This is a genomic window from Marinicella marina, assembly GCF_030065545.1.
Classification (GTDB): domain Bacteria; phylum Pseudomonadota; class Gammaproteobacteria; order Xanthomonadales; family Marinicellaceae; genus Marinicella; species Marinicella marina.
Genome location: NZ_JASJNC010000003.1, coordinates 467,026 through 486,250 on the forward strand (window position 1 = coordinate 467,026; position 19,225 = coordinate 486,250).

Sequence of the window (19,225 nt, forward strand, 5' to 3'; positions counted from 1 at the left end):
ATTCATCAAATTTTCGGAGCTGGTGATGCAATACCTGCCAATCAATATCGACATCAAGAACAAGCCCACTCTGGTCTTGGGCGGCGGCTCAGTGGCATACCGCAAAATCAAAATGTTATTGAAAGCCGGTACCCAAATCACCTGCATCAGCCTGAGCTTTGAGCCACCCATTGAAACACTGGCACAACAACAAAAACTGCACCTTATCAGGGCCGATTTGTTGGCCGAATCAGTACATTATTTAACGGCTTTGTATTTATCAGATTTCAGGTTAATCATTTCTGCCACTGACAATGATGAGATTGGTGCCAGGGTGTTTCAGATTGGTGAGGAAAACCAAATTTTAGTCAACACCGTGGATGAAAAAAAGTGGTGTAACTACATCACACCAGCCATGGTGGACAGAGACCCCATCATGGTGGCCATTTCAAGTGCTGGCTCGGCGCCCGTACTGGCCAGAAACATCAGAGAAAAAATTGAGCAGGTATTGCCGAAGAACTTGGGGCGCTTGGCTGAAAAAGCACAATCCTTACGCCACAAGGTCAACCAATTACCACTTTCATTCACCCTTAAAAAAAGGTTTTGGGAACGCTTCTTCAGCAGCAGTCATGCCACTGATTTGATCAACAGCAGAGCAGTGCCTGATGACGACAAACTCATTGATGACATCCACAACCAAGTCGATAAAGGCGGTGAAGTGCTTTTGGTCGGCGCCGGTCCGGGTGACCCTGAGTTGTTAACCATCAAAGCACTGCGAGCGATTCAAGAAGCCGACATCGTACTGCACGATCGCTTGGTTTCTAATGACATATTAGAGCTGATTCGTCGTGATGCCGAAATCATCAGTGTTGGCAAAACCCAAGGTTTTCACAGTGTCCCGCAAGATGAGATCAATTCGCTGTTGGTGAAATATGCTTTGCAAGGGAACAAAGTAGTCAGGCTCAAAGGAGGTGATCCGTTTGTCTTTGGGCGAGGGGGTGAGGAGCTAGCACAATGTCAATCTGCTGGGGTTAAGTTTTCAATCATTCCAGGAATCACGGCTGCAGTTGGCTGTGCTGCCTACGCCGGTATTCCACTGACCCACCGTGATCATGCCCAAAATGTGCTGTTTGTGACAGCACACTGTAAAAACTCCATTGATGTATTGGACTGGCCAGCCTTGGCCAGAAAAAGACAGACCCTGGCTGTTTATATGGGCTTAATGAAGTCAGCTGTACTCAGTAAGGAACTAATTAACCACGGCAGGAAAGCCTGTACCCCTGTCGCCATCATTGAAAATGGCACCACCCAACAACAACGCGTTATTCGTGGCCAGTTAAGTCAGTTGACTGAATTGATTAATAAGCATAAAGTTAAATCACCTGCTTTGATTATCATTGGCGAAGTGGCCGCATTGAATGAGAATTTGGCTTGGTTTATCAACGACCACCCCAAGATAACTACAACCAATCAACTAAAAATAGCATAAAGAGTATTCACATGATTTATCAATCCATATTAGAAACCATCGGCAACACACCCATAGTAAAAATCAATCGACTGGCACCTGAGGGCATTGATATGTATGTCAAGGTCGAATCTTTCAACCCCATGGCGTCTGTCAAAGACCGTTTGGCACATGCCATCATTACTGATGCAGAAGCCAAAGGTTTGATTGAACCTGGCCAAACAGTGATTGAGGCCACCTCGGGCAATACCGGTATTGCACTGGCCATGGTGTGTGCCGCCAAGGGCTATCCTTTTGTTGCCGTTATGTCCGAAACGTTTTCAATTGAACGGCGTAAGTTAATGCGCGCTTTGGGGGCCAAGGTGGTTTTGACCCCAGCTGCTGAAAGAGGCACGGGCATGGTTCGAAAAGCCAAGGAATTGTCTGAACAAAACAATTGGTTTTTGGCCAGGCAATTTGAAAATCCAGCCAACCCAGCCTACCACCGCTCAACCACAGGTCCTGAAATCCTTAAAGACTTCGCCGGCAAAAGACTGGACTATTTTGTCAGTGGATATGGCACCGGCGGCACCATCACTGGGGTTGGAGAGGTTTTAAAACTGGCCAGACCTGACATCCAAATAGTCGCTACCGAACCGCAAGAGGCGGCTTTGTTGGCCGGCAAAGAGTGGTCACCACACAAGCTACAAGGCTGGACACCAGATTTTATTGCTGAAGTGATGAATCAAGAAATTTACGATGACCTGATTCCTGTTGATGAACACGAATCAAAGAAATACTCATTGGCCTTGGCGTCACAAGAAGGTATTTTTTGTGGCATTTCGGCCGGTGCCACCTTTGCTGCAGCGATGCATGTGGCTGAAAAAGCACAACCTGGTTCAGTGATTCTGACCATGTTACCTGATACCGGAGAACGCTATTTGAGTACTTACCTGTTTGAAGATTTCAATGAAGGCTCTGACGAGGTCTGAAAACCCACTAAGCTTATCTATCAAGGGCGTTGGTTGAGAGGATTTTAATCAATGCCCAATTTTTTAATTTTATAACGCAAAGCCCTGAAACTGATACCTAACAGTTCAGCCGCTTTGGTTTTGTTGTTATCGGCTTTGGCCAATGCATTGGTGATTTCGCGAATTTCAATCTCCTCAATGTACTTTTCCAAGTTCATCTCTTTACTGAGTTGAGGTTTGAACCCAGTGTTCTCTAACTGTAAATCTTCTTCTCGTATCAGTTGATTTTGACAGTTGACTGCAGCTTTAGAAAGCACAAAATCCAGTTCGCGCATGTTACCTGAAAACTCATGGCCTTTGAGTTTGGCCATCGCAGTGGGATGAATTTTACACGGCAACTTGTTCCATTTGTCAGCCAATTGTTCCAGACGAGTCTTACAAATTTCAATCAAATCATCATTCAGTTCAGCAATTGATTGGGTTTCAATCTCGCCAACACATAAGACCCTGAGTAATGATTTTTTTACTCCCAAGGAATGCTTGAACTCATCTTCACTCCAGTCGGTCGTTACCACAATACGCTGATTATCTGACAAAGCCTTTACGAAATTGATCAAGGTGGTTTGTTGTTCGGGACGCAGCTTTTCAACATTTTTATACACCAAAGTGCCAGCTTGCTCAGGAGTTAAGTTCAAATCGGCATCATGACAGTCAACCAGAGTTATTTCATGCTGTGCAAGTCCACTGTTTTTGTGTATCAGCTGCGCAAACTTTTCTTTCCATGTGCCTCTTTTACCATAAATAATGACTGGCGCTTTACTTTGGGCATATTTACCAATGGCGTCGTCCAAACCTTTGAAATAATCTGTGGGTATACCAATCTTGACCGCTTCCCCTTGGTCTTCCTCTTGGTTACTGTGCTGCAAGCCAGTGATGACCAGCTGTCTGAGGGTTTCCAAACTGATTGGCTTAGTGATGAAATCATAGGCCCCCTTCTTGAGGGTTTCAACCGCATGGTTGATGGTGCCAAATGCGGTGATGACTGCGATGGGTGTGTTGGGGTAATGACTGGCAACAAAGTCAACCAATTCACTGCCTGTACCGTCTGGTAATTTGAAATCTGTTAAGCACAAATGAAAAGTGGTCTTTGACAGCTGGTATTTGGCTGATCCCAAGTTTTCCGCTTTGTAAACTTTGAATTGCATCCGGGTAAGAGATATTTCCAATAGTTGCAAGATATCCGGTTCATCATCTACTATTAAAATCTTTTTTTGTTCGCTGCTCATTTAACCGCTATTTCTATCAATTCTCGTCTTAACATGGGCCCAAAATTCATCGCTTCGATAAAATCAATCAACGCTGATTGGTCGCTTTTAGATTTGATTATAGCATCATTTTCTATCGGTGCATCCACCACAATTTTTGCCAACTGTCTGGACAACAAAGCTTCCGCTTTTTGGTTTTTAATTTTTTGCTGGCATGATTTAGCACCCCTCAAACTCAAAAACTCAATCTCGTTACAGCGCGACAACAAGGTATCTAAGTCATTGAAATGGTTTAATAAAACCTGAGCCGTTTTGACCCCAACTCCCTTCACACCAGGGATGTTGTCTACTTGATCGCCGGCCAAAGCAAGAAAATCACAGACTTGATCTGGCCTGACCCCAAATTTATCTGTCAATGCGTTGTAACCCAATGGTTTTGATTTGCCATAATCCCACCACCAATCTGACGGTCTAACTAATTGGGCCAGGTCTTTATCAGCACTGACGATACAAATGTTATGGCCTTTTTCTGCATATGTATTGTGTAGCGTCCCGATGAGGTCATCGGCTTCGTAACTGTCATCAGCAAACACCGCAATGCCCAATAATTTGGCCAGTTGTTGACAGTGCTTGAACTGTTTTTTTAAATCGGCAGGAGCCGGATCGCGATTGGCTTTATAGGGTGGGTAAATCTCATTCCTGAACGAGGTGGTCAAAGCCTCATCAAAAGCCGTGGCGATATACTGCGGCTGGGTTTGTTTCATGAACCGCACCAAAAATCGTGCAAAACCATAGACCGCATGGTTGCTGTCGCCTGCACTGTCAACCAAATCTGGTGACATGGAAAAATAACTGCGAAACACAAAAACCGATGAATCAATCAGAAAGGCCGTCGGTTTTTGTGGTTTTGAATCAGTCATTACATGCTCAGGCAATCAAGCCCATGGCTTCCAGTTTCAACACAATTCTTTGGGTTGCCTGATCCGGTGAAAAATCTAATGTATCGATTTTCATTTCAGGATCCTGTGGTTCTTCATACGGATCACTGATACCGGTGAATTCTTTGATCACACCCTGGCGTGCCAATGCATACAGGCCTTTGCGGTCTCTTTTTTCACATTCCTCCAAAGGAGTCGCTACATGGATTTCAACAAAACCACCCAAGGGCTCAATCATGTCACGAACCTCTGAGCGCATTTTTTCATAGGGCGCGATTGGGGCACAGATGGCTACACCACCATTCTTGGTGATTTCACTGGCCACAAAACCAATTCGCTGGACGTTGATGTTGCGGTGTTCTTTTGAAAAACCCAACTCACTAGAAAGGTGTTTGCGCACCACATCACCATCTAATAGAGTAACCGGTCGGTTGATCATTTCCATCAGCTTCACCCGCAGAGCATTGGCGATGGTCGATTTTCCCGAACCTGACAAGCCAGTAAAAAACACCGTGAACCCTTGTTTGTTGCGTGGTGGGTGAGATTTGCGTAACTCAGCAACCACATCTGGGTAAGAAAACCAGTCAGGTATGTCCAAGCCTTGTTGTAATCGGCGCCTGAGTTCTGTGCCTGAAATGTTGAGGATGTTTTCTTTTTCCTCAACTTCAGAAATGGGGATGTATTGGGCTTTGTCTTGAGAATAAACCATCATCTCGAACTCAACCATTTTGATACCCAATTCGTCTTCGTGTTGCTTTAATAACTCTTGGGCTGCGTATGGGTCATAAAATGGCTGGCCATTTGAGTCATCACCGGGCCCAGCATGATCACGGCCAACAATGATATGGGTACAACCATAGTTTTTACGGATGATGGCATGCCACAAAGCTTCTCTTGGACCACCCATGCGCATCGCCAACGGCAACAATGACAGAGCAGTGGTGCGTTCAGGATACATGTCCATAATTTTTTCATAGCAACGCACGCGGGTAAAATGATCAATATCCCCCGGCTTGGTTAAACCAACCACTGGGTGAATCAACAGGTTGGCCTCAACCCGTTGAGCGGCACGGAAAGTCAGTTCTTGGTGGGCGCGGTGCATCGGATTTCTGGTCTGGAATGCCACCACCCGTGACCAACCCAGTTTTTTGAATTTGGTGCGAGTCTCATGCGGTGTATGGCGATGTTGGCGATAATCGTAATGAGTCGGTAGCTGTAAGCCCAGCAATTCACCACCTAAATAATATTCACCGGCGATGTTCATACAATAATTGACCGCTGGGTGTTTGATGTCGGTACTGCCAAAAACGGCTTGCGACTCAGCTGCTTTATCCGCTTTCCAAGCATCCTCAACTTTCAGCACTGCCAACACCACACCTTCCTCATCACGCAAGGTTAAATGACCACTGGCCTTGGCTGCTGACATGGTTTCTTCATCGACATCTAATGTGATGGGCATGGGCCACAGCGTGCCATCGGCCAAGCGCATGTCATTTAATACCGCCTGATAGTCAGCCTGATTCATGAACCCATTCAAAGGTGAAAATGACCCATTAAGTAATAACTCAATGTCACAAACTTGTCGGTCTGTGAGATCCCAACTTGGCATGTCATTGGCCAGTTGCTGTCGTTCAGCCTTCAGTTTCTCATCAGGAATGAGGTCGATTAATTCACCGCCATGGGCTTCAATTATTTTCATACGTTTCTCGTTTGGATAGGTTTAATTTGTATTTGTTTATTTTTTGGGCAATAGTGGTGTGCGACACCCCGAGTTGCCTGGCTAATTTTCTGGTTGAAGGGTACTTTTGATACCAATGCTGTAAAAAATGTTTTTCAAACTCACTGACAGCCTCATTCAAAGTCATGTCCTCTAAGTCAGCCTCTAAGCTTATGGCTCCTTCCAAATCCAAGTCGGCGGCATCAATAACGCCGTCTTTGGCCAACATCATTGCTTTGTAAATGGCATGTCGCAATTGGCTGGCATTACCCGGCCAATAATAGCGTTTCATTTTAGTTGTGGCATCCAAAGAAAAGGACAAATCTTGGCCCAGTTGTTGATTGAACTGATGCAGAAAATGTTGCATCAATGGCTCAATGTCTTCGGTACGCTCACGCAATGGTGGTACGTCTAAACGCAACACATCCAGCATCACCATCAATTCAGGCAGCATTTTTCCTGATTGTTGGTGAACACTGAGTTTCTGTGCCGAGGAAACCACCACCCTGACACCAGTGGCTTGGTTGTTCGATTTTAATGCCTTCAGCACTTTTTCTTGGGTGTGTTGCGGCATGAACTCAATGTGCGAAAAAAACAAGGTACCTGTGCGGTTCAATTCAAAGATGCCAGGGCGATTGCCTGAGCCAAACAGTTTCGCCTCCATTTCGTCACTTTTCATCGATTGGCAGTCAACCACAGTAAACAGCTCGTTGCTGCGGTTACTCAAAGAATGGCAGGCATGAGCCAACAAAGTTTTACCCGTTCCAGTCTCACCCACAATGTTCAACGGCGCATCAACAACAGCCAAAGTCTTGGCTTTTTGTAGTACTTGGGCAAAAGCCTCTGATTGATAAACCATGCGTTCCAAACCATCAATCTCCTCACCTTTCATGACATAACTACTGGCCAATATCTTATCTGGATTACGGAACAACAACAAAGCACCCAGAACTTTATCCTGGGTCCCTTTTATCGCCTGCACCTCTAGTAGCATGTTGCCGGCAATGGTATTGATGTTGACTGGAATGTGCGAGTTGGCCGCTGCATTGACTTTATCCTGCCAACCCTTGGCAACAAAAATCTGACTCATTTTTGAAGGTGTTTGGTTATCCGCAGTGTGTGCTTTGAACCAAGATTTGGCTTTTTCGTTGGCGTAAGAAAGTTGCCCCTTGTTGTCGATGCCAACTACCGGATCAGGCATCGCCTGCATCAAGGAGGCCAACATGCTTTGGGTTTGTACGCCGGGTAACACATCTATCTGATTGACCCATTTGATGCCGGGGATTTTCATCAACAAAGTAGCGAGCGTACCCTGAGTCGGTTTATCTAATTCTTGGGTCTGCAAATATATTTTGCCAGCCTCAACTTCAACCTTTATCAGATCGGCATGGTGTTCGCGCAACAAAGCCAAAACATCATCTGTGATACCCAGTTTATTCTCAGTGGTGATTGCTAACTTCATGTGTAAAGTATTCTGTACAATGTATTATGTGTTTATTATCAGTTGCTTAAGGCTTGCCAAGCTTTGGTTGTAATGAAATTTTTACGTATTCTAACTTGGTTGTAATTTCACCACAACTTAAAATGGCTGAAAGCTCAGAATTAATAGAACTAAGGATATGACAAAACATCACTCAAGCCATTTTGCCACCCAAGCCATACACGCTAACTACCACCCTGAAGCACACCAAGGCGCCTTAACACCACCGATTCAAATCAGCTCCACCTATGCTTTTGAAACAGTCGAACAAGGCGGCGCTGCCTTCCAAGGGGAGAACGAACGGTTCATATATGCCAGACTCGGCTCGCCTTCACAACAGCTGCTGGAACAGCGCTTTGCTCAGTTAGAACAGGCTGAAGCAGCACTGGCCACCGCCTCTGGTATGGGCGCAATCACCAGTGCCATGTGGTCATTCCTCAAACCTGGAGATGAGCTGATTGCTGATTTAAGCTTATATGGCTGCACTTTTTCTTTTCTTGAACATGGTTTGAAACAGTTTGGCATTGAAGTTAAGTACCTTAATTTATCCGCAGCAGAAAACTTAAGCCGTCACATCTCAGATAAAACCAAAATGGTCTATTCTGAAACCCCAAGTAATCCCAACATGCGCCTGATTGACATCGAGGCACTGGCAGCAATCACCAATAAACATGATTGCAGACTGATGATAGACAACACCTATTGCACACCCTATTTACAAAACCCATTGAGTTTGGGCGCTGACTTGGTGGTTCATTCAGCCACCAAATACTTGGGCGGTCATGGTGATTTGATAGCCGGTTTCGTTGCTGGCAAACAACAGGACATTGATGAGATTCGCATGGTGGGCTTAAAAGACATGACTGGTGCGGTGATTTCCGGTTTTGATGTGTCGTTGTTGTTGCGCGGCTTAAAAAGCTTACATGTGAGAATGGACCGGCATTGTGAAAACGCCCAAAAAGTGGCTGATTACCTGAGTAATTCGCCTTTTGTCAAACACACTTTCTACCCCGGGCTGGATCATTTCCCACAAAAACAGCTGGCCAAACAACAAATGCACCAAGCCGGCGGCATGATCGCTTTTGAACTGGATGCCACCCGCGAACAATCTGCAGCCTTTGTCAACGCCCTGCAAATGATCTTGTGTGCGGTCAGTTTGGGCGACGCTGAGACCTTGATTCAACACCCAGCTTCGATGACGCATTCCACATACACCGAAGAGGAACTGATGGCACATTTAATCAGCCCTACATTGATACGCCTTTCGGTTGGTTTGGAACACATTGACGACATCATTGCTGATTTAGAACAAGCCTTTCAGTCAGTTTTTGCCGCCGATTCTGGATTGACCATTTCTGCCTGAACTTTCAGTGCTTTGACTTCTGCCTCTAGTTTTTCAGCAGTCACTTGCTCGGGTGGGATGGCCTCACCGACGACTAAATCAACTTTGGCCATGAACTTTCTGGGCAGTCGCTTAATCACTTGTTTCGAAAAACGAGAAAACATGCTGCCCCACAAATTATTCAACGCCATGGGTATCACTGGCACTGGCGTTTCCTTGATGATGCGTTCAATGCCTTTCTTGAATTGACCAATCTGGCCGTCAGGCGTTAACCGGCCCTCCGGGAAAATACACACCACATCACCGTCCTCCAGCGCTGCTTTGACCGATTCAAAAGCTGCCTCCATCATTTCAGGATCCACTTTGGCACTGGCAATGGGGATGGTTTTGGCCGATTTGAATAAAAATTTCATGCCAAACTTGTTATAAATTTTGTGGTGCATGACAAACTTGGTTGGTCTTCTGACGCGACCCATGATGATGGCCGGATCAACGAATGCAATGTGGTTACAAACCAACACCACAGGGCCTTCGGCAGGGATGTTATCCAGCCCCTTGTATTTGACTCGATAAACCAGCGACACCAACAACCAAGCAATCAAACGCAAGATAAACTCGGGCACAATGGTAAAAATGTAAAGACACACAACGATGTGCAAACCGACTGTAATTAAGAACAACTCGGGAATGCTCAACCCCATCACGCCCAGCACCAGCATGCCCAGCAAGGCCGCAACCACCATGAACATGGCATTGATGATGTTGTTGCCGGCTATGACCCTAGAGACTTTGTTGGCATCTGAGCGTTCCTGTACCAGTGAATACAGCGGCACAATATACAAACCACCGAAAATACCAATCATGGCCAAATCAAAGCAGACCCGGTAGGCGCCTGGTGTAGCCATCACCGCAGCTATGCCCAGATCACTCAAGTCCGACACCGGCCATTGGTGACTGACCCAATACAAATCAAAGCCGAACCAAGCCAGGCCCAAAGCACCAACTGGCACCAAGCCGATTTCCACCCTGCGCCCTGAAAGCTTCTCACACAACAAAGACCCAACCCCAATACCGATGGAAAACATGGTCAACAACAGCGTCACCACATGTTCATTGCCATTGAGAACGGTGCGAGAAAAATTCGGCATTTGGGCCAAAAACACCGAACCAAAAAACCAAAACCAAGATATACCCAAGATAGATAAGAAAACCACCCGCTTTTCAGGAATAATCCTCAAGTTTTTCGCCGATGCTCGCCACAGATTCCAGTCCAGCTTAATCCCAGGCTCAGCTGCTTCACACAATGGGATGTTGCGCGCAGACAAATATCCCAAGGTAGCAAAGGTAACCACCGCAACAGACACCGGGATAAAAGAATCCAGCGCAATGAGCACACCGCCCAAAATGGTGCCCAGTAAAATTGATATGAAAGTGCTGGCCTCAACCAAGCCGTTACCACCCATCAATTCATGGTTGTTGAGTTTTTCAGGCAGGTACCCATACTTCACAGGCCCAAATAAAGAGGACTGTGCGCCCATCAAGAACAACACAAAAATCAGCAGTGGTATGCTGTTGAGGTAAAACCCCAAAGATGCCAAAGTCATGATACACATCTCACCGATTTTGACCCGTCGAATCAACATTGATTTTTCATATTTATCAGCCACTTGGCCGGCAAATGCAGAAAACAAAAAGAACGGCAAGATAAACAAACCAAAAGCCAAATTGGTCAAGATATCAACCTGTTCCTCAGCCACCCGGAAAGCAATCATGATGACCAAAGCATTTTTGAATACGTTGTCGTTGAAAGCACCAAAGAACTGGGTCAAAAAGAAAGGGAGGAAGCGGCGCTCACCAAGTAATTTAAATTGTGACTTTTCTGCCATGAGATTTATGTTTCATTGAATAGGACACAGTTTATCATCAGTACTTTGAGTTTCCAGTGACAAAACCACTGGTATCACATCCCACCACTTCGGTGGCATTTAACGCCACCACCCAGCTGACCTGCATACAGGATGACATCAGTTTTGGATGTCTTTGATAAAAGCTTGTATCACCTTTGAGTTCAACACCAGCTGCTCACCAGCCTGGATCAATTGATTGACCTCCTCAGTAGGTAATTGTAATGCGGTTTCAATGGCTGCCAGCTGTGAAGCTTCGGGTTCGCCGACATGGCCAAAATTAAGTTCAGTGGTATAAAAGGCGAAATCATCACAATCCGCAGAAAAAAATTCAGCACAGCGCCCTTCTTTGACCTGTTCAGTCCACTTCGGCACGCTCAGTTCCAATAAATCCAGGGTGTCTGAATTATAGTTCTGTGATTGAATGGTGGTCGCCGCATTTAAGGTCTGCGACAAACTGGGGGTTTTGGCTGATAATGATAACTCTGGGTTCAATGTCGCTGCCGCATTGACCACCACGAATAACACCCGCTTGGTGCTGGTCAGTCTGTATGCTTTCAAAGTCTGCCAAAAATTATCATCTTGGCGGTAGATTTGATTGAGCAAGGCACGTACCCCGAGATTATCTGCCACACCACCATCGACTAAATGCAGGTAGGGATGCTTTTCTTTGTTGCGAAAATTCCTGATTCTCAGCGCTTGGTGCTTGTACCTGATGTCATCATCGACCTGACTTTTTTGGTATTCAAAGGGATCGCAGCCACCATGGTTTTTTAATAACACAGGAGAGAACAAAACCGGCACTGCCGATGAGGCGGTCACTGCTTTTCCGACAGGAAAGGCAGCCAGGTCTGAACACAACCAGCGAAAATGATCATCAGAAAACGTAAAACCTGTACCAGTGGCTACATCGGTGGCATTGATCATGATCAAGGGTGAATCATTGCGCATATCGGCGAAGGTTTTGTCTTTGAAAATATATTTTTGATAGTAATGGGTGGTTAAATCACTGCGTGAAAAGCCACTGGACATGAAGCGAAACCAGTTGATTGGGTTAATCAACAGCTGTCTGGATAAACGGCTCTGCAAAGTGGTTTTGAGGAAGTCTGTTTCAAAATCAGTGAATAATTTTTCGCCAAACAGACCGTAATAGGCCGAGGTGAAACTACCACCGGAAACCGAAGAAATCACATCAACCAAAGACAACATATCAACCTGATTGGTGTCATTCAATTTGATAGACGTTTCTTTCAAACCTCTCATCACACCATATGAAAAAGCTGCGGCACGGGTACCACCACCGGAGAAGGTTAAAATGATGGTCACATCGTCATTATGGCCATACTGTTCAAAACGCTCGGGCACAGTCAAGCGCTTGGATTCATCGCTTAAAGATTGGTTGATTATTTGTTTGTTGTTGGCACAGCCAGAGATCAATAACACAGCGAATAAAATCTGTAGCAAAAATTTTGACTTTTGTTTCATAAGCTGTTGAAATTAAATGGCTTTAAAGTATAAATACTACCACACGGGCGGCCTGTTTTCTATCCATTCATTTTTCATAGTACAATCAAAACATGCAAATTGATCCAATCACATTGGCCGTGGTGACCGGCCTCTATTTTATTTTTCTGCTGTCAGTGGCCAGGCTGACCAGTAAAAAAGCCACCAACCAAGATTTCTTCATTGGTTCACGCCAATCACCCTGGCCGGTGGTGGCCTTTGGCATGATTGGTGCCAGCTTATCTGGTGTGACCTTCATTTCTGTACCAGGCTGGGTGGGCTCATCACAGTTTGCATATTTTCAAATGGTTCTGGGCTACATCATTGGCTATGCCATTGTGGCACAGGTGTTACTGCCGTTGTACTATCGCGGTGGCTATACCAGCATCTACACCTATTTAGATGAGCGCTTTGGCTGGCATGCGCACAAAACCGGATCAGCGTTCTTTCTGTTGTCACGGGTGATTGGCTGTGCTTTCCGCCTGTATTTGGTGGCACTGGTATTACACACTTTCATCATAGCTGAGTTTGGCTTGCCGTATTGGTTGACGGCCTTGATTTCGATTGCCATGATCTGGCTTTATACCGTGAAAGGCGGCATCAAGACCATTGTTTGGAGTGATTTACTGCAGACGACTTTTATGCTTGCCGCAGCCGTTGGTGCACTGTGGTTCATCGCATCGAGTCTGGGCTCCAATACCTGGGATGGCATCAAACTAATGACTGAAAGCAGCTACTCCCAGGTATTTTTCTTTGCTGATGGCTGGACCAGTAGCAGCTATTTTTGGAAACAATTCCTTTCAGGCATTTTGATTGTGATTGTAATGACTGGCTTAGATCAAGACATGATGCAAAAAAACCTGTCCTGCAAAAACCTCAAGTCTTCACAAAAAAACATGTACAGCTTTGTGTTGATATTGGTTGCAGTGAATTTTATTTTTTTGTTATTGGGTGCTGGTTTGTTGCTGTACGCCGAGGCGTTTGCTGTGCCCCTGCCTGAACGTGCAGACCTATTATTTCCAACCGTGGCCTTGTTCCACTTTCCTGTGGCCTTATCTGTGGTTTTCGTGTTGGGCTTATTGGCCAGTGCTTATTCCAGCGCTGATTCAGCCTTGACTTCATTGACCACTTCATTTTATCTCGACATTTTGAAAAAGCGAGCAGATGAGGCGCCACAACAAAGACAGTTCATACATGTGGGTTTTTCAATCTTAGTTTGGGCGCTGGTGGTATTGTTTTACTATGTCATGCAGACCAATGCGATTGATGCGCTGCTCAAAGCCGCCAGCTACACCTATGGCCCTTTACTGGGACTGTTCGCCTTTGGCATGTTCACCAACAGGCAACTGCAAGGCCGAAGGATTGCAGTGATTGCTGTGCTGTCACCAATTGCTTGTTTGTTGCTGGCCAATCACAGTGCCCAATGGCTGAACGGCTATCAATTTGGTTATGAAATTTTACTGCTCAACGGCATGCTGGTGTTTGCCGGCTTGTGGCTTTTTTCAAAAAAAACTGATTACGTTCACGATTGATAGGTTAAAAGCATCTATTCAGTCATTCAGAGACTTAGGGTCTATTTCTTTAATTCTTGGTTTTTTTGACTCAACGTCAAGAACAACAACCACATTCTGGCCACTGAAATAGTAGCTATCAATTTCATTATATAACTTCAATTCAGGATCTGTATCATTGTACAAGTTAATTCTGTCACTGTTTTTTTCAACCCAAATCGGAGAATCCTCAGCTTTTTCAAAGTCCGAATTTTTCGGCCAGTCTTTGGAGTGATACAAGAAATTACTCTCATCTACCACTTTGATCCCTGCTAAAGCATTAATAAAACTTATTTCAAAAGCATAAAAACAATGTCCAGAACGCCAATATGAAATGACTATTGCTATATTCCGACAATCAAGTTTAACTTCAATACCTGGAAAAAACTCTAGATTTTTCCCTAATGGCTTCCAAGACTTATACATTTATCCCTCTCTTTAAAAAATCAACCAATAAAGAAGTATCATATTCATGATTATGGATTTTGATTAGATTAAACGAAATCAAGCCAAACACCTACTAATAAAAATTAATCAATAATAACAAACACTTCCCATTTGTTAGTTAACATTTGATTCACGGTGATTTTATTTGTCACGTGGTCTAATGGTACACGAATTAGGCGGTCCACCAGGACCTTTTCTTAACCACAAAAGGAGATACAGACATGAGTACGATACTATCATCAGATTCGTTAATCGGCAATGAAGTCAAAAACTACCAAGGCGAAGACCTGGGTCAAGTCAAAGACTTTATGATTGATTCAACTGACGGTCGCATTGAGTATGCTGTGTTGGACTTTGGCGGTTTCATGAATATAGGTAATAAATTATTTGCTGTGCCCATGCAAGCGCTTCAGCTTGACACCAAAGAAGAATGCTTCCGCATCAACCAACCCAAAGAACGCCTCGAGCGTGCTGAGGGCTTTGATAAGGACGATTGGCCAAACATGGCAGATCCGAAATGGCGAGCCAACATCAATAACTTTTACATCAACTAAAACTTTATTGATGAATTCAGAAAAGCGTCCATGTGGCGCTTTTTTTATGCCCCTTCTTTGAGTTATGGTGTAACCTAAATTTATTAAAAAATTAAACATCCATATACTTTGAATAAGCTTTTCATCATTGGACTGCCCAGAACCGGCACCACCAGCATCTGTGCTGCCTTACTTGATGAAGGTTTCAAAGTGGCACACACGGCTTTCAGCAAACACAGCTTTGTGCTGGCTGATGCCATCGCGGACACGCCCTGTTATTGTGACTACCCACAACTGGATGCACTGTTTCCTGAGTCAAAGTTTGTGTATTTAGAACGGAACATTGATGACTGGCTGCCATCAATCAAGATGATGCTGAGTAAATTAATTCCACACCTCCAAAAGAAAGCCAAATTCAACCCAACACTCAATCGTTGTTATGAACAGACTTTCGCACTGAGTCAAACCCATAATCCGCTGTCCGATGAACACTTGATCCAATGTTATGAGAATCACCAACAACAAGTGCGCAGGTATTTTAAGCACCGCAATGACCAGCTCAAAATAAATGTCAGCGATGCTGACAGTTTTCAACGGTTAATACATTTTGTTAATCACGATGGCAGCAAAAACAAATCATTCCCGCACTTGAATCAAGGCCGCATGGTCACCGGCTGGAAAGACATCAAACACCCCAACAAAGTCAACTCAGATGCTTTTGGTCCGGAGCGGCGGAAATTTTTTGACTACGAAAAAAAGTTCAACAGCAACTGAGACTGACACCGTTCAACTTCAAAGCGCTTGAATCAGGTCAGTGCCTAGGGAAAATCAAACTGTGAGCCAACCATTCAATCCCCAATTCTTTAGAGAAAATGAATGACCGTTATTTCAAGCCAAAGCCCATGTCAGTTTATGGCTGCTTGATAGGGTGAAATTTTATCTTTCCTGAGCTATAGGATTCAAATAGACTTGTCAGGCTTCACAATACTCAGTATAAATAAATCTTCTACTCATCTGGCCAATTTTCGTTGAAGTGTTGAGCGGATATTATTAATGTAGGCACGCCTTGATGTTTAGCATCATCGAATTCCAAAGATATACCAACATCATCTTGCACACCATTCACAGAGGAAAAAACCAGCTCCACATCATGCATGACAATCCATGCGTTTTTTACTGGTTCACGATCTTCCTCTGCCAAACAGGCAATGGTTTTATCTAAATTATACTGAGGTCTTTCTGTTCGGGCATATTCCAAGAAATAAGCACAAACTGCTTGAGCGGGCTCATATTCAAATGACTCACATTTTTTCCACAATAGTGAATTTTCACACTCCCAACAAGTCTCTAGCACTATCTGCTTGGTTTCTCCAACTGGAATACTGTTGGCGAAATTCTTTAACAAAGGACACAACTCAGATTTAACTTGTTGCTTTTTTACTGTACAAGCGGTCAAAAATAAAAACAAAAAAACACTTAATGTATACAATTGTTTTTTATGCCGCCGACACATTTAATCAATTACTTTGGTTTTTTAAGAAACACCAAGAAATAAATTCTTCGGCACGATATGGCGATATTTCTAATGATCCATTACCTAAGACTTTAGGTACTTTTTTGGTGGTTTTTTCTAGAGTCACTGTGTTTTGATTCACGGGTAAACCATAAAACACAGGACCATTCAATGAAGCAAAAGCTTCGAATTGGTCCAAAGCATTTTCTTCCTCAAACACCTGCGCATAATTTTCCAAAGCATGCGGCGCGCTGAAAATACCGGCACAACCACAAGCACTTTCTTTGTCACCAATGGCATGTGGCGCTGTATCGGTGCCAAGAAAAAATTTGTTAGAACCTGAGGTCGCAGCTTTTCTTAATGCCTGGCGGTGCAATTCACGCTTGGCTATGGGCAAACAATACAGGTGTGGTTTGATGCCACCGACCAGCATGTCATTGCGGTTAATCTGGAGGTGATGGACGGTGATGGTGGCAGCTATATTGTCACCAGAGACCATCACAAAGTCGACCGCATCTTTGGTGGTGATGTGCTCAAACACCACTTTTAATGCTGTAAACTCTCGTAACAAAGGCTGCATGATTCGCTCAATAAAAACTGCTTCGCGATCAAACACATCAATCTGGGCATCAACCACCTCACCATGCACCAACAGCGGCATACCGATTTCTTGCATCGCTGCCAACACCGGATAGATTTTACGCACATCGGTCACGCCAGCATCTGAGTTGGTGGTGGCTCCGGCGGGATACAGTTTGGCTGCGGTGAAAACACCCGCTTGATGGCCATCGATGATTTCTTGTGGGTCCATGCTGTCAGTCAAGTACGCCGTCATCAAGGGTTCAAAATCAGGATAATCAGCGGTGGCAGCTAAAATCCGATCGCGGTAAGCCGCGGCCATGGCCGCTGTGGTCACTGGTGGCGTGAGATTGGGCATGATAATGGCCCGGCCAAATTGCCTGGCGGTATAAGTTGCGACCTGTTTCAGCATATCGCCATCTCGCAGGTGTACATGCCAGTCATCAGGTTGAGTGATTGTGATTGATTCTGCAGCCATGGGATTTGTGTGTGATTGAGATGCGGTAATTATACTGGCATTGAGCCAAATTGATGACAGACTTTTTTATTGTTCTCTTTTGATGGGTTCAAACACAATTTGTGGAAAACGTCCGATACTGAGGGGTATTGGACATAGAGGCAATTAACGTATTGATTCCATAAATAGTTTGCCCTTTGGATGCCCAACTAAACTCTTTAACTTTTTTTTTAAAAATGCTGATTTGACAACTAAAGACTTTAATTTAGTGTCCAGTGAATATTAAACAATATTTAATGTTTTAATTTAATAAGAAAAATTTTATAAATCTTTATCTTTGACATTGTTATAAATGTCAAACTTTTATTAATCATCAATCTCTTCTTGGTACATGTTTATAAGTTTAGAGACAGAAATTTTATTTTCAATTACTTCACAAGTGAATTTGAAATCTTGAATGACAGGCTCAGAAAACTCATCACAAACAATTGTGAAAGTAAAATGAAACTCGCCTGTTTTAATTGGCCTGATAGCTATAAAGTTATTTCCTAATATCTCTTTTGTAATTCTCACTTTAGAGATAAACATTTTGACTGAGTATTTTTCACCGTTTTTTGATAACTCGGTAGTATTTTCAGGCTCGTTTCTAACATCAAGAGATCTTGATACCCCTTGGTTATAATCATTTCCTAAAATAATTTCTAAATTATCTGTATTAACTTCGAGGTCAATTTGTAAATTGTTTGCAACTTTTTTCCCTGAATTTAAAACACCTATCTCAAATAGTAAATATCGAGATTCAAATGCAATTGAGCTTGCAAAATTACTTAGAGAATTTGGTGTTAACGTTGAAAAAGAACCGACAAGCATAGTTGAGAAAGATAATCCGATATCTAAATTTGATGGCATTTCATAATTGTATATTGAAAAAGATTCTCCGTGATTAAGCTTACAACTGTCTGAGTCTCCGTATTTCAGTAAAAACGGGATTAAGTTAGGAAACTTTGATGAACTATAATACTCAAATACTTGATCTGGGGATAGTTCTGAGAGTGATGGGCCATTGCGAGAATAACAAATGTTTTTTCGCATTCTAATTTTATTTTTCTGTTTAGCACAATGAATATCCACTAGTGAAAATATCAGCTTTGATTGAGGTTTGATTGTTACTAATAATACTGTACCATTATCATTGGTAACATACCCACACTCAAAATCAATATCATTGCTGATTTTAGTATTAACATTTATTAGTTGGTGATATGTTGCTTCATCTGGTGTTTCCGACAAGCCATCAATTACTAATTGATTATCATTTTCTGCTACACCATATATAAAGTATGCATCTTTTCCTTGAATAGAAGCAGAATTTGCAAGAGAAATAATTGAAACAAGAAAGGCTACTCTACGCTTTTCTTTGTTTGTAATCTCTCTTTTACATTCTAAAAGGGATACTTCACTGTGACCTTTCCCCCAACTTAGTACCGCGGCTTGGATGAGATAATTCATTTTATGCTGCCTGATTAGCAAATGCCACTGGCGTCATATATTTCAATGAACTGTGTGGCCTAATGTGGTTGTAGTGTTTTCTCCATTTGTT

17 protein-coding genes are annotated in these 19,225 nt (G+C 43.6%); 6 read left to right on the top strand and 11 right to left on the bottom strand.

Annotated features, from left to right (window positions below; genetic code table 11):
* Nucleotides 1-25: 25 nt before the first annotated feature.
* Nucleotides 26-1,468: a siroheme synthase CysG gene (gene cysG, locus QNI24_RS07045; protein ID WP_267177640.1), complete on the top strand. Its 1,443-nt coding sequence runs from the start codon at nucleotides 26-28 to the stop codon at nucleotides 1,466-1,468.
* A gap of 11 nt (nucleotides 1,469-1,479) precedes the next feature.
* Nucleotides 1,480-2,418, top strand: a complete 939-nt coding sequence (cysK, locus tag QNI24_RS07050; protein ID WP_267177641.1) for a cysteine synthase A — start codon at nucleotides 1,480-1,482, stop codon at nucleotides 2,416-2,418.
* Nucleotides 2,419-2,462: 44 nt separating this feature from the next.
* On the opposite strand, the gene QNI24_RS07055 is transcribed toward cysK, so the two are convergent.
* From QNI24_RS07055 to QNI24_RS07070, 4 genes are read right to left on the bottom strand one after another with little or no spacing between them, the layout of a single operon-like run.
* Entirely contained in the window at nucleotides 2,463-3,683 is a 1,221-nt protein-coding gene (locus QNI24_RS07055; RefSeq protein WP_267177642.1) for a sigma-54-dependent transcriptional regulator, read from the bottom strand.
* Entirely contained in the window at nucleotides 3,680-4,582 is a 903-nt protein-coding gene (locus tag QNI24_RS07060) for a 5'-3' exonuclease (RefSeq protein ID WP_267177643.1), read from the bottom strand. The genes QNI24_RS07055 and QNI24_RS07060 overlap by 4 nt, the downstream gene beginning before the upstream one ends.
* A 7-nt stretch (nucleotides 4,583-4,589) precedes the next feature.
* Nucleotides 4,590-6,299 (bottom strand): bifunctional sulfate adenylyltransferase/adenylylsulfate kinase, encoded by a 1,710-nt coding sequence (locus tag QNI24_RS07065; protein WP_267177644.1) that lies wholly within the window; start codon nucleotides 6,297-6,299, stop codon nucleotides 4,590-4,592.
* The gene (locus QNI24_RS07070) at nucleotides 6,286-7,779 is read right to left on the bottom strand and encodes a sigma 54-interacting transcriptional regulator (RefSeq protein ID WP_267177645.1); all 1,494 of its coding nucleotides are present in this window, start codon (nucleotides 7,777-7,779) and stop codon (nucleotides 6,286-6,288) included. The genes QNI24_RS07065 and QNI24_RS07070 overlap by 14 nt, the downstream gene beginning before the upstream one ends.
* A 157-nt stretch (nucleotides 7,780-7,936) precedes the next feature.
* Here QNI24_RS07070 and megL point away from each other — a divergent pair, with 157 nt between their 5' ends.
* Nucleotides 7,937-9,160, top strand: a complete 1,224-nt coding sequence (gene megL, locus QNI24_RS07075) for a methionine gamma-lyase (protein WP_267177646.1) — start codon at nucleotides 7,937-7,939, stop codon at nucleotides 9,158-9,160.
* Here megL and QNI24_RS07080 read toward each other — a convergent pair.
* Complete coding sequence (locus tag QNI24_RS07080) at nucleotides 9,115-11,025, bottom strand: MFS transporter (RefSeq protein ID WP_267177647.1); 1,911 nt, start codon at nucleotides 11,023-11,025, stop codon at nucleotides 9,115-9,117. The two genes, megL and QNI24_RS07080, sit on opposite strands and share 46 nt — an antisense overlap.
* A gap of 138 nt (nucleotides 11,026-11,163) precedes the next feature.
* Nucleotides 11,164-12,528: a patatin-like phospholipase family protein gene (locus QNI24_RS07085; protein WP_267177648.1), complete on the bottom strand. Its 1,365-nt coding sequence runs from the start codon at nucleotides 12,526-12,528 to the stop codon at nucleotides 11,164-11,166.
* A gap of 92 nt (nucleotides 12,529-12,620) precedes the next feature.
* Here QNI24_RS07085 and QNI24_RS07090 point away from each other — a divergent pair, with 92 nt between their 5' ends.
* Nucleotides 12,621-14,078: a sodium:solute symporter gene (locus QNI24_RS07090; RefSeq protein WP_267177649.1), complete on the top strand. Its 1,458-nt coding sequence runs from the start codon at nucleotides 12,621-12,623 to the stop codon at nucleotides 14,076-14,078.
* An 18-nt stretch (nucleotides 14,079-14,096) separates the two neighbouring features.
* Here the strand turns inward: QNI24_RS07090 and QNI24_RS07095 are convergent, their stop codons facing one another.
* On the bottom strand, nucleotides 14,097-14,522 hold the full coding sequence (locus QNI24_RS07095) for a hypothetical protein (RefSeq protein ID WP_267177650.1): 426 nt from the start codon (nucleotides 14,520-14,522) through the stop codon (nucleotides 14,097-14,099).
* Between the two features lie 242 nt (nucleotides 14,523-14,764).
* On the opposite strand from QNI24_RS07095, the gene QNI24_RS07100 reads away from it, so the two are divergent.
* A complete protein-coding gene (locus tag QNI24_RS07100) occupies nucleotides 14,765-15,097 on the top strand; it encodes a PRC-barrel domain-containing protein (RefSeq protein WP_267177651.1) in 333 nt (110 codons plus the stop codon).
* Between the two features lie 108 nt (nucleotides 15,098-15,205).
* The gene (locus tag QNI24_RS07105) at nucleotides 15,206-15,850 is read left to right on the top strand and encodes a sulfotransferase family protein (RefSeq protein ID WP_267177652.1); all 645 of its coding nucleotides are present in this window, start codon (nucleotides 15,206-15,208) and stop codon (nucleotides 15,848-15,850) included.
* 232 nt (nucleotides 15,851-16,082) lie between these two features.
* Here QNI24_RS07105 and QNI24_RS07110 read toward each other — a convergent pair whose 3' ends face one another.
* The 4 genes from QNI24_RS07110 to QNI24_RS15465 form a co-directional block, all read right to left on the bottom strand.
* Nucleotides 16,083-16,544, bottom strand: coding sequence for a hypothetical protein (locus QNI24_RS07110; protein ID WP_267177653.1), 462 nt, complete (start codon nucleotides 16,542-16,544; stop codon nucleotides 16,083-16,085).
* A 49-nt stretch (nucleotides 16,545-16,593) separates the two neighbouring features.
* On the bottom strand, nucleotides 16,594-17,646 hold the full coding sequence (pyrC, locus tag QNI24_RS07115; protein WP_267177654.1) for a dihydroorotase: 1,053 nt from the start codon (nucleotides 17,644-17,646) through the stop codon (nucleotides 16,594-16,596).
* Between the two features lie 345 nt (nucleotides 17,647-17,991).
* Entirely contained in the window at nucleotides 17,992-19,134 is a 1,143-nt protein-coding gene (locus tag QNI24_RS07120) for an ATP-binding protein (protein WP_267177655.1), read from the bottom strand.
* A gap of 1 nt (nucleotide 19,135) precedes the next feature.
* A partial coding sequence (locus QNI24_RS15465; RefSeq protein WP_430539204.1) for an integrase core domain-containing protein occupies nucleotides 19,136-19,225 on the bottom strand: 90 nt, incomplete at its 5' end.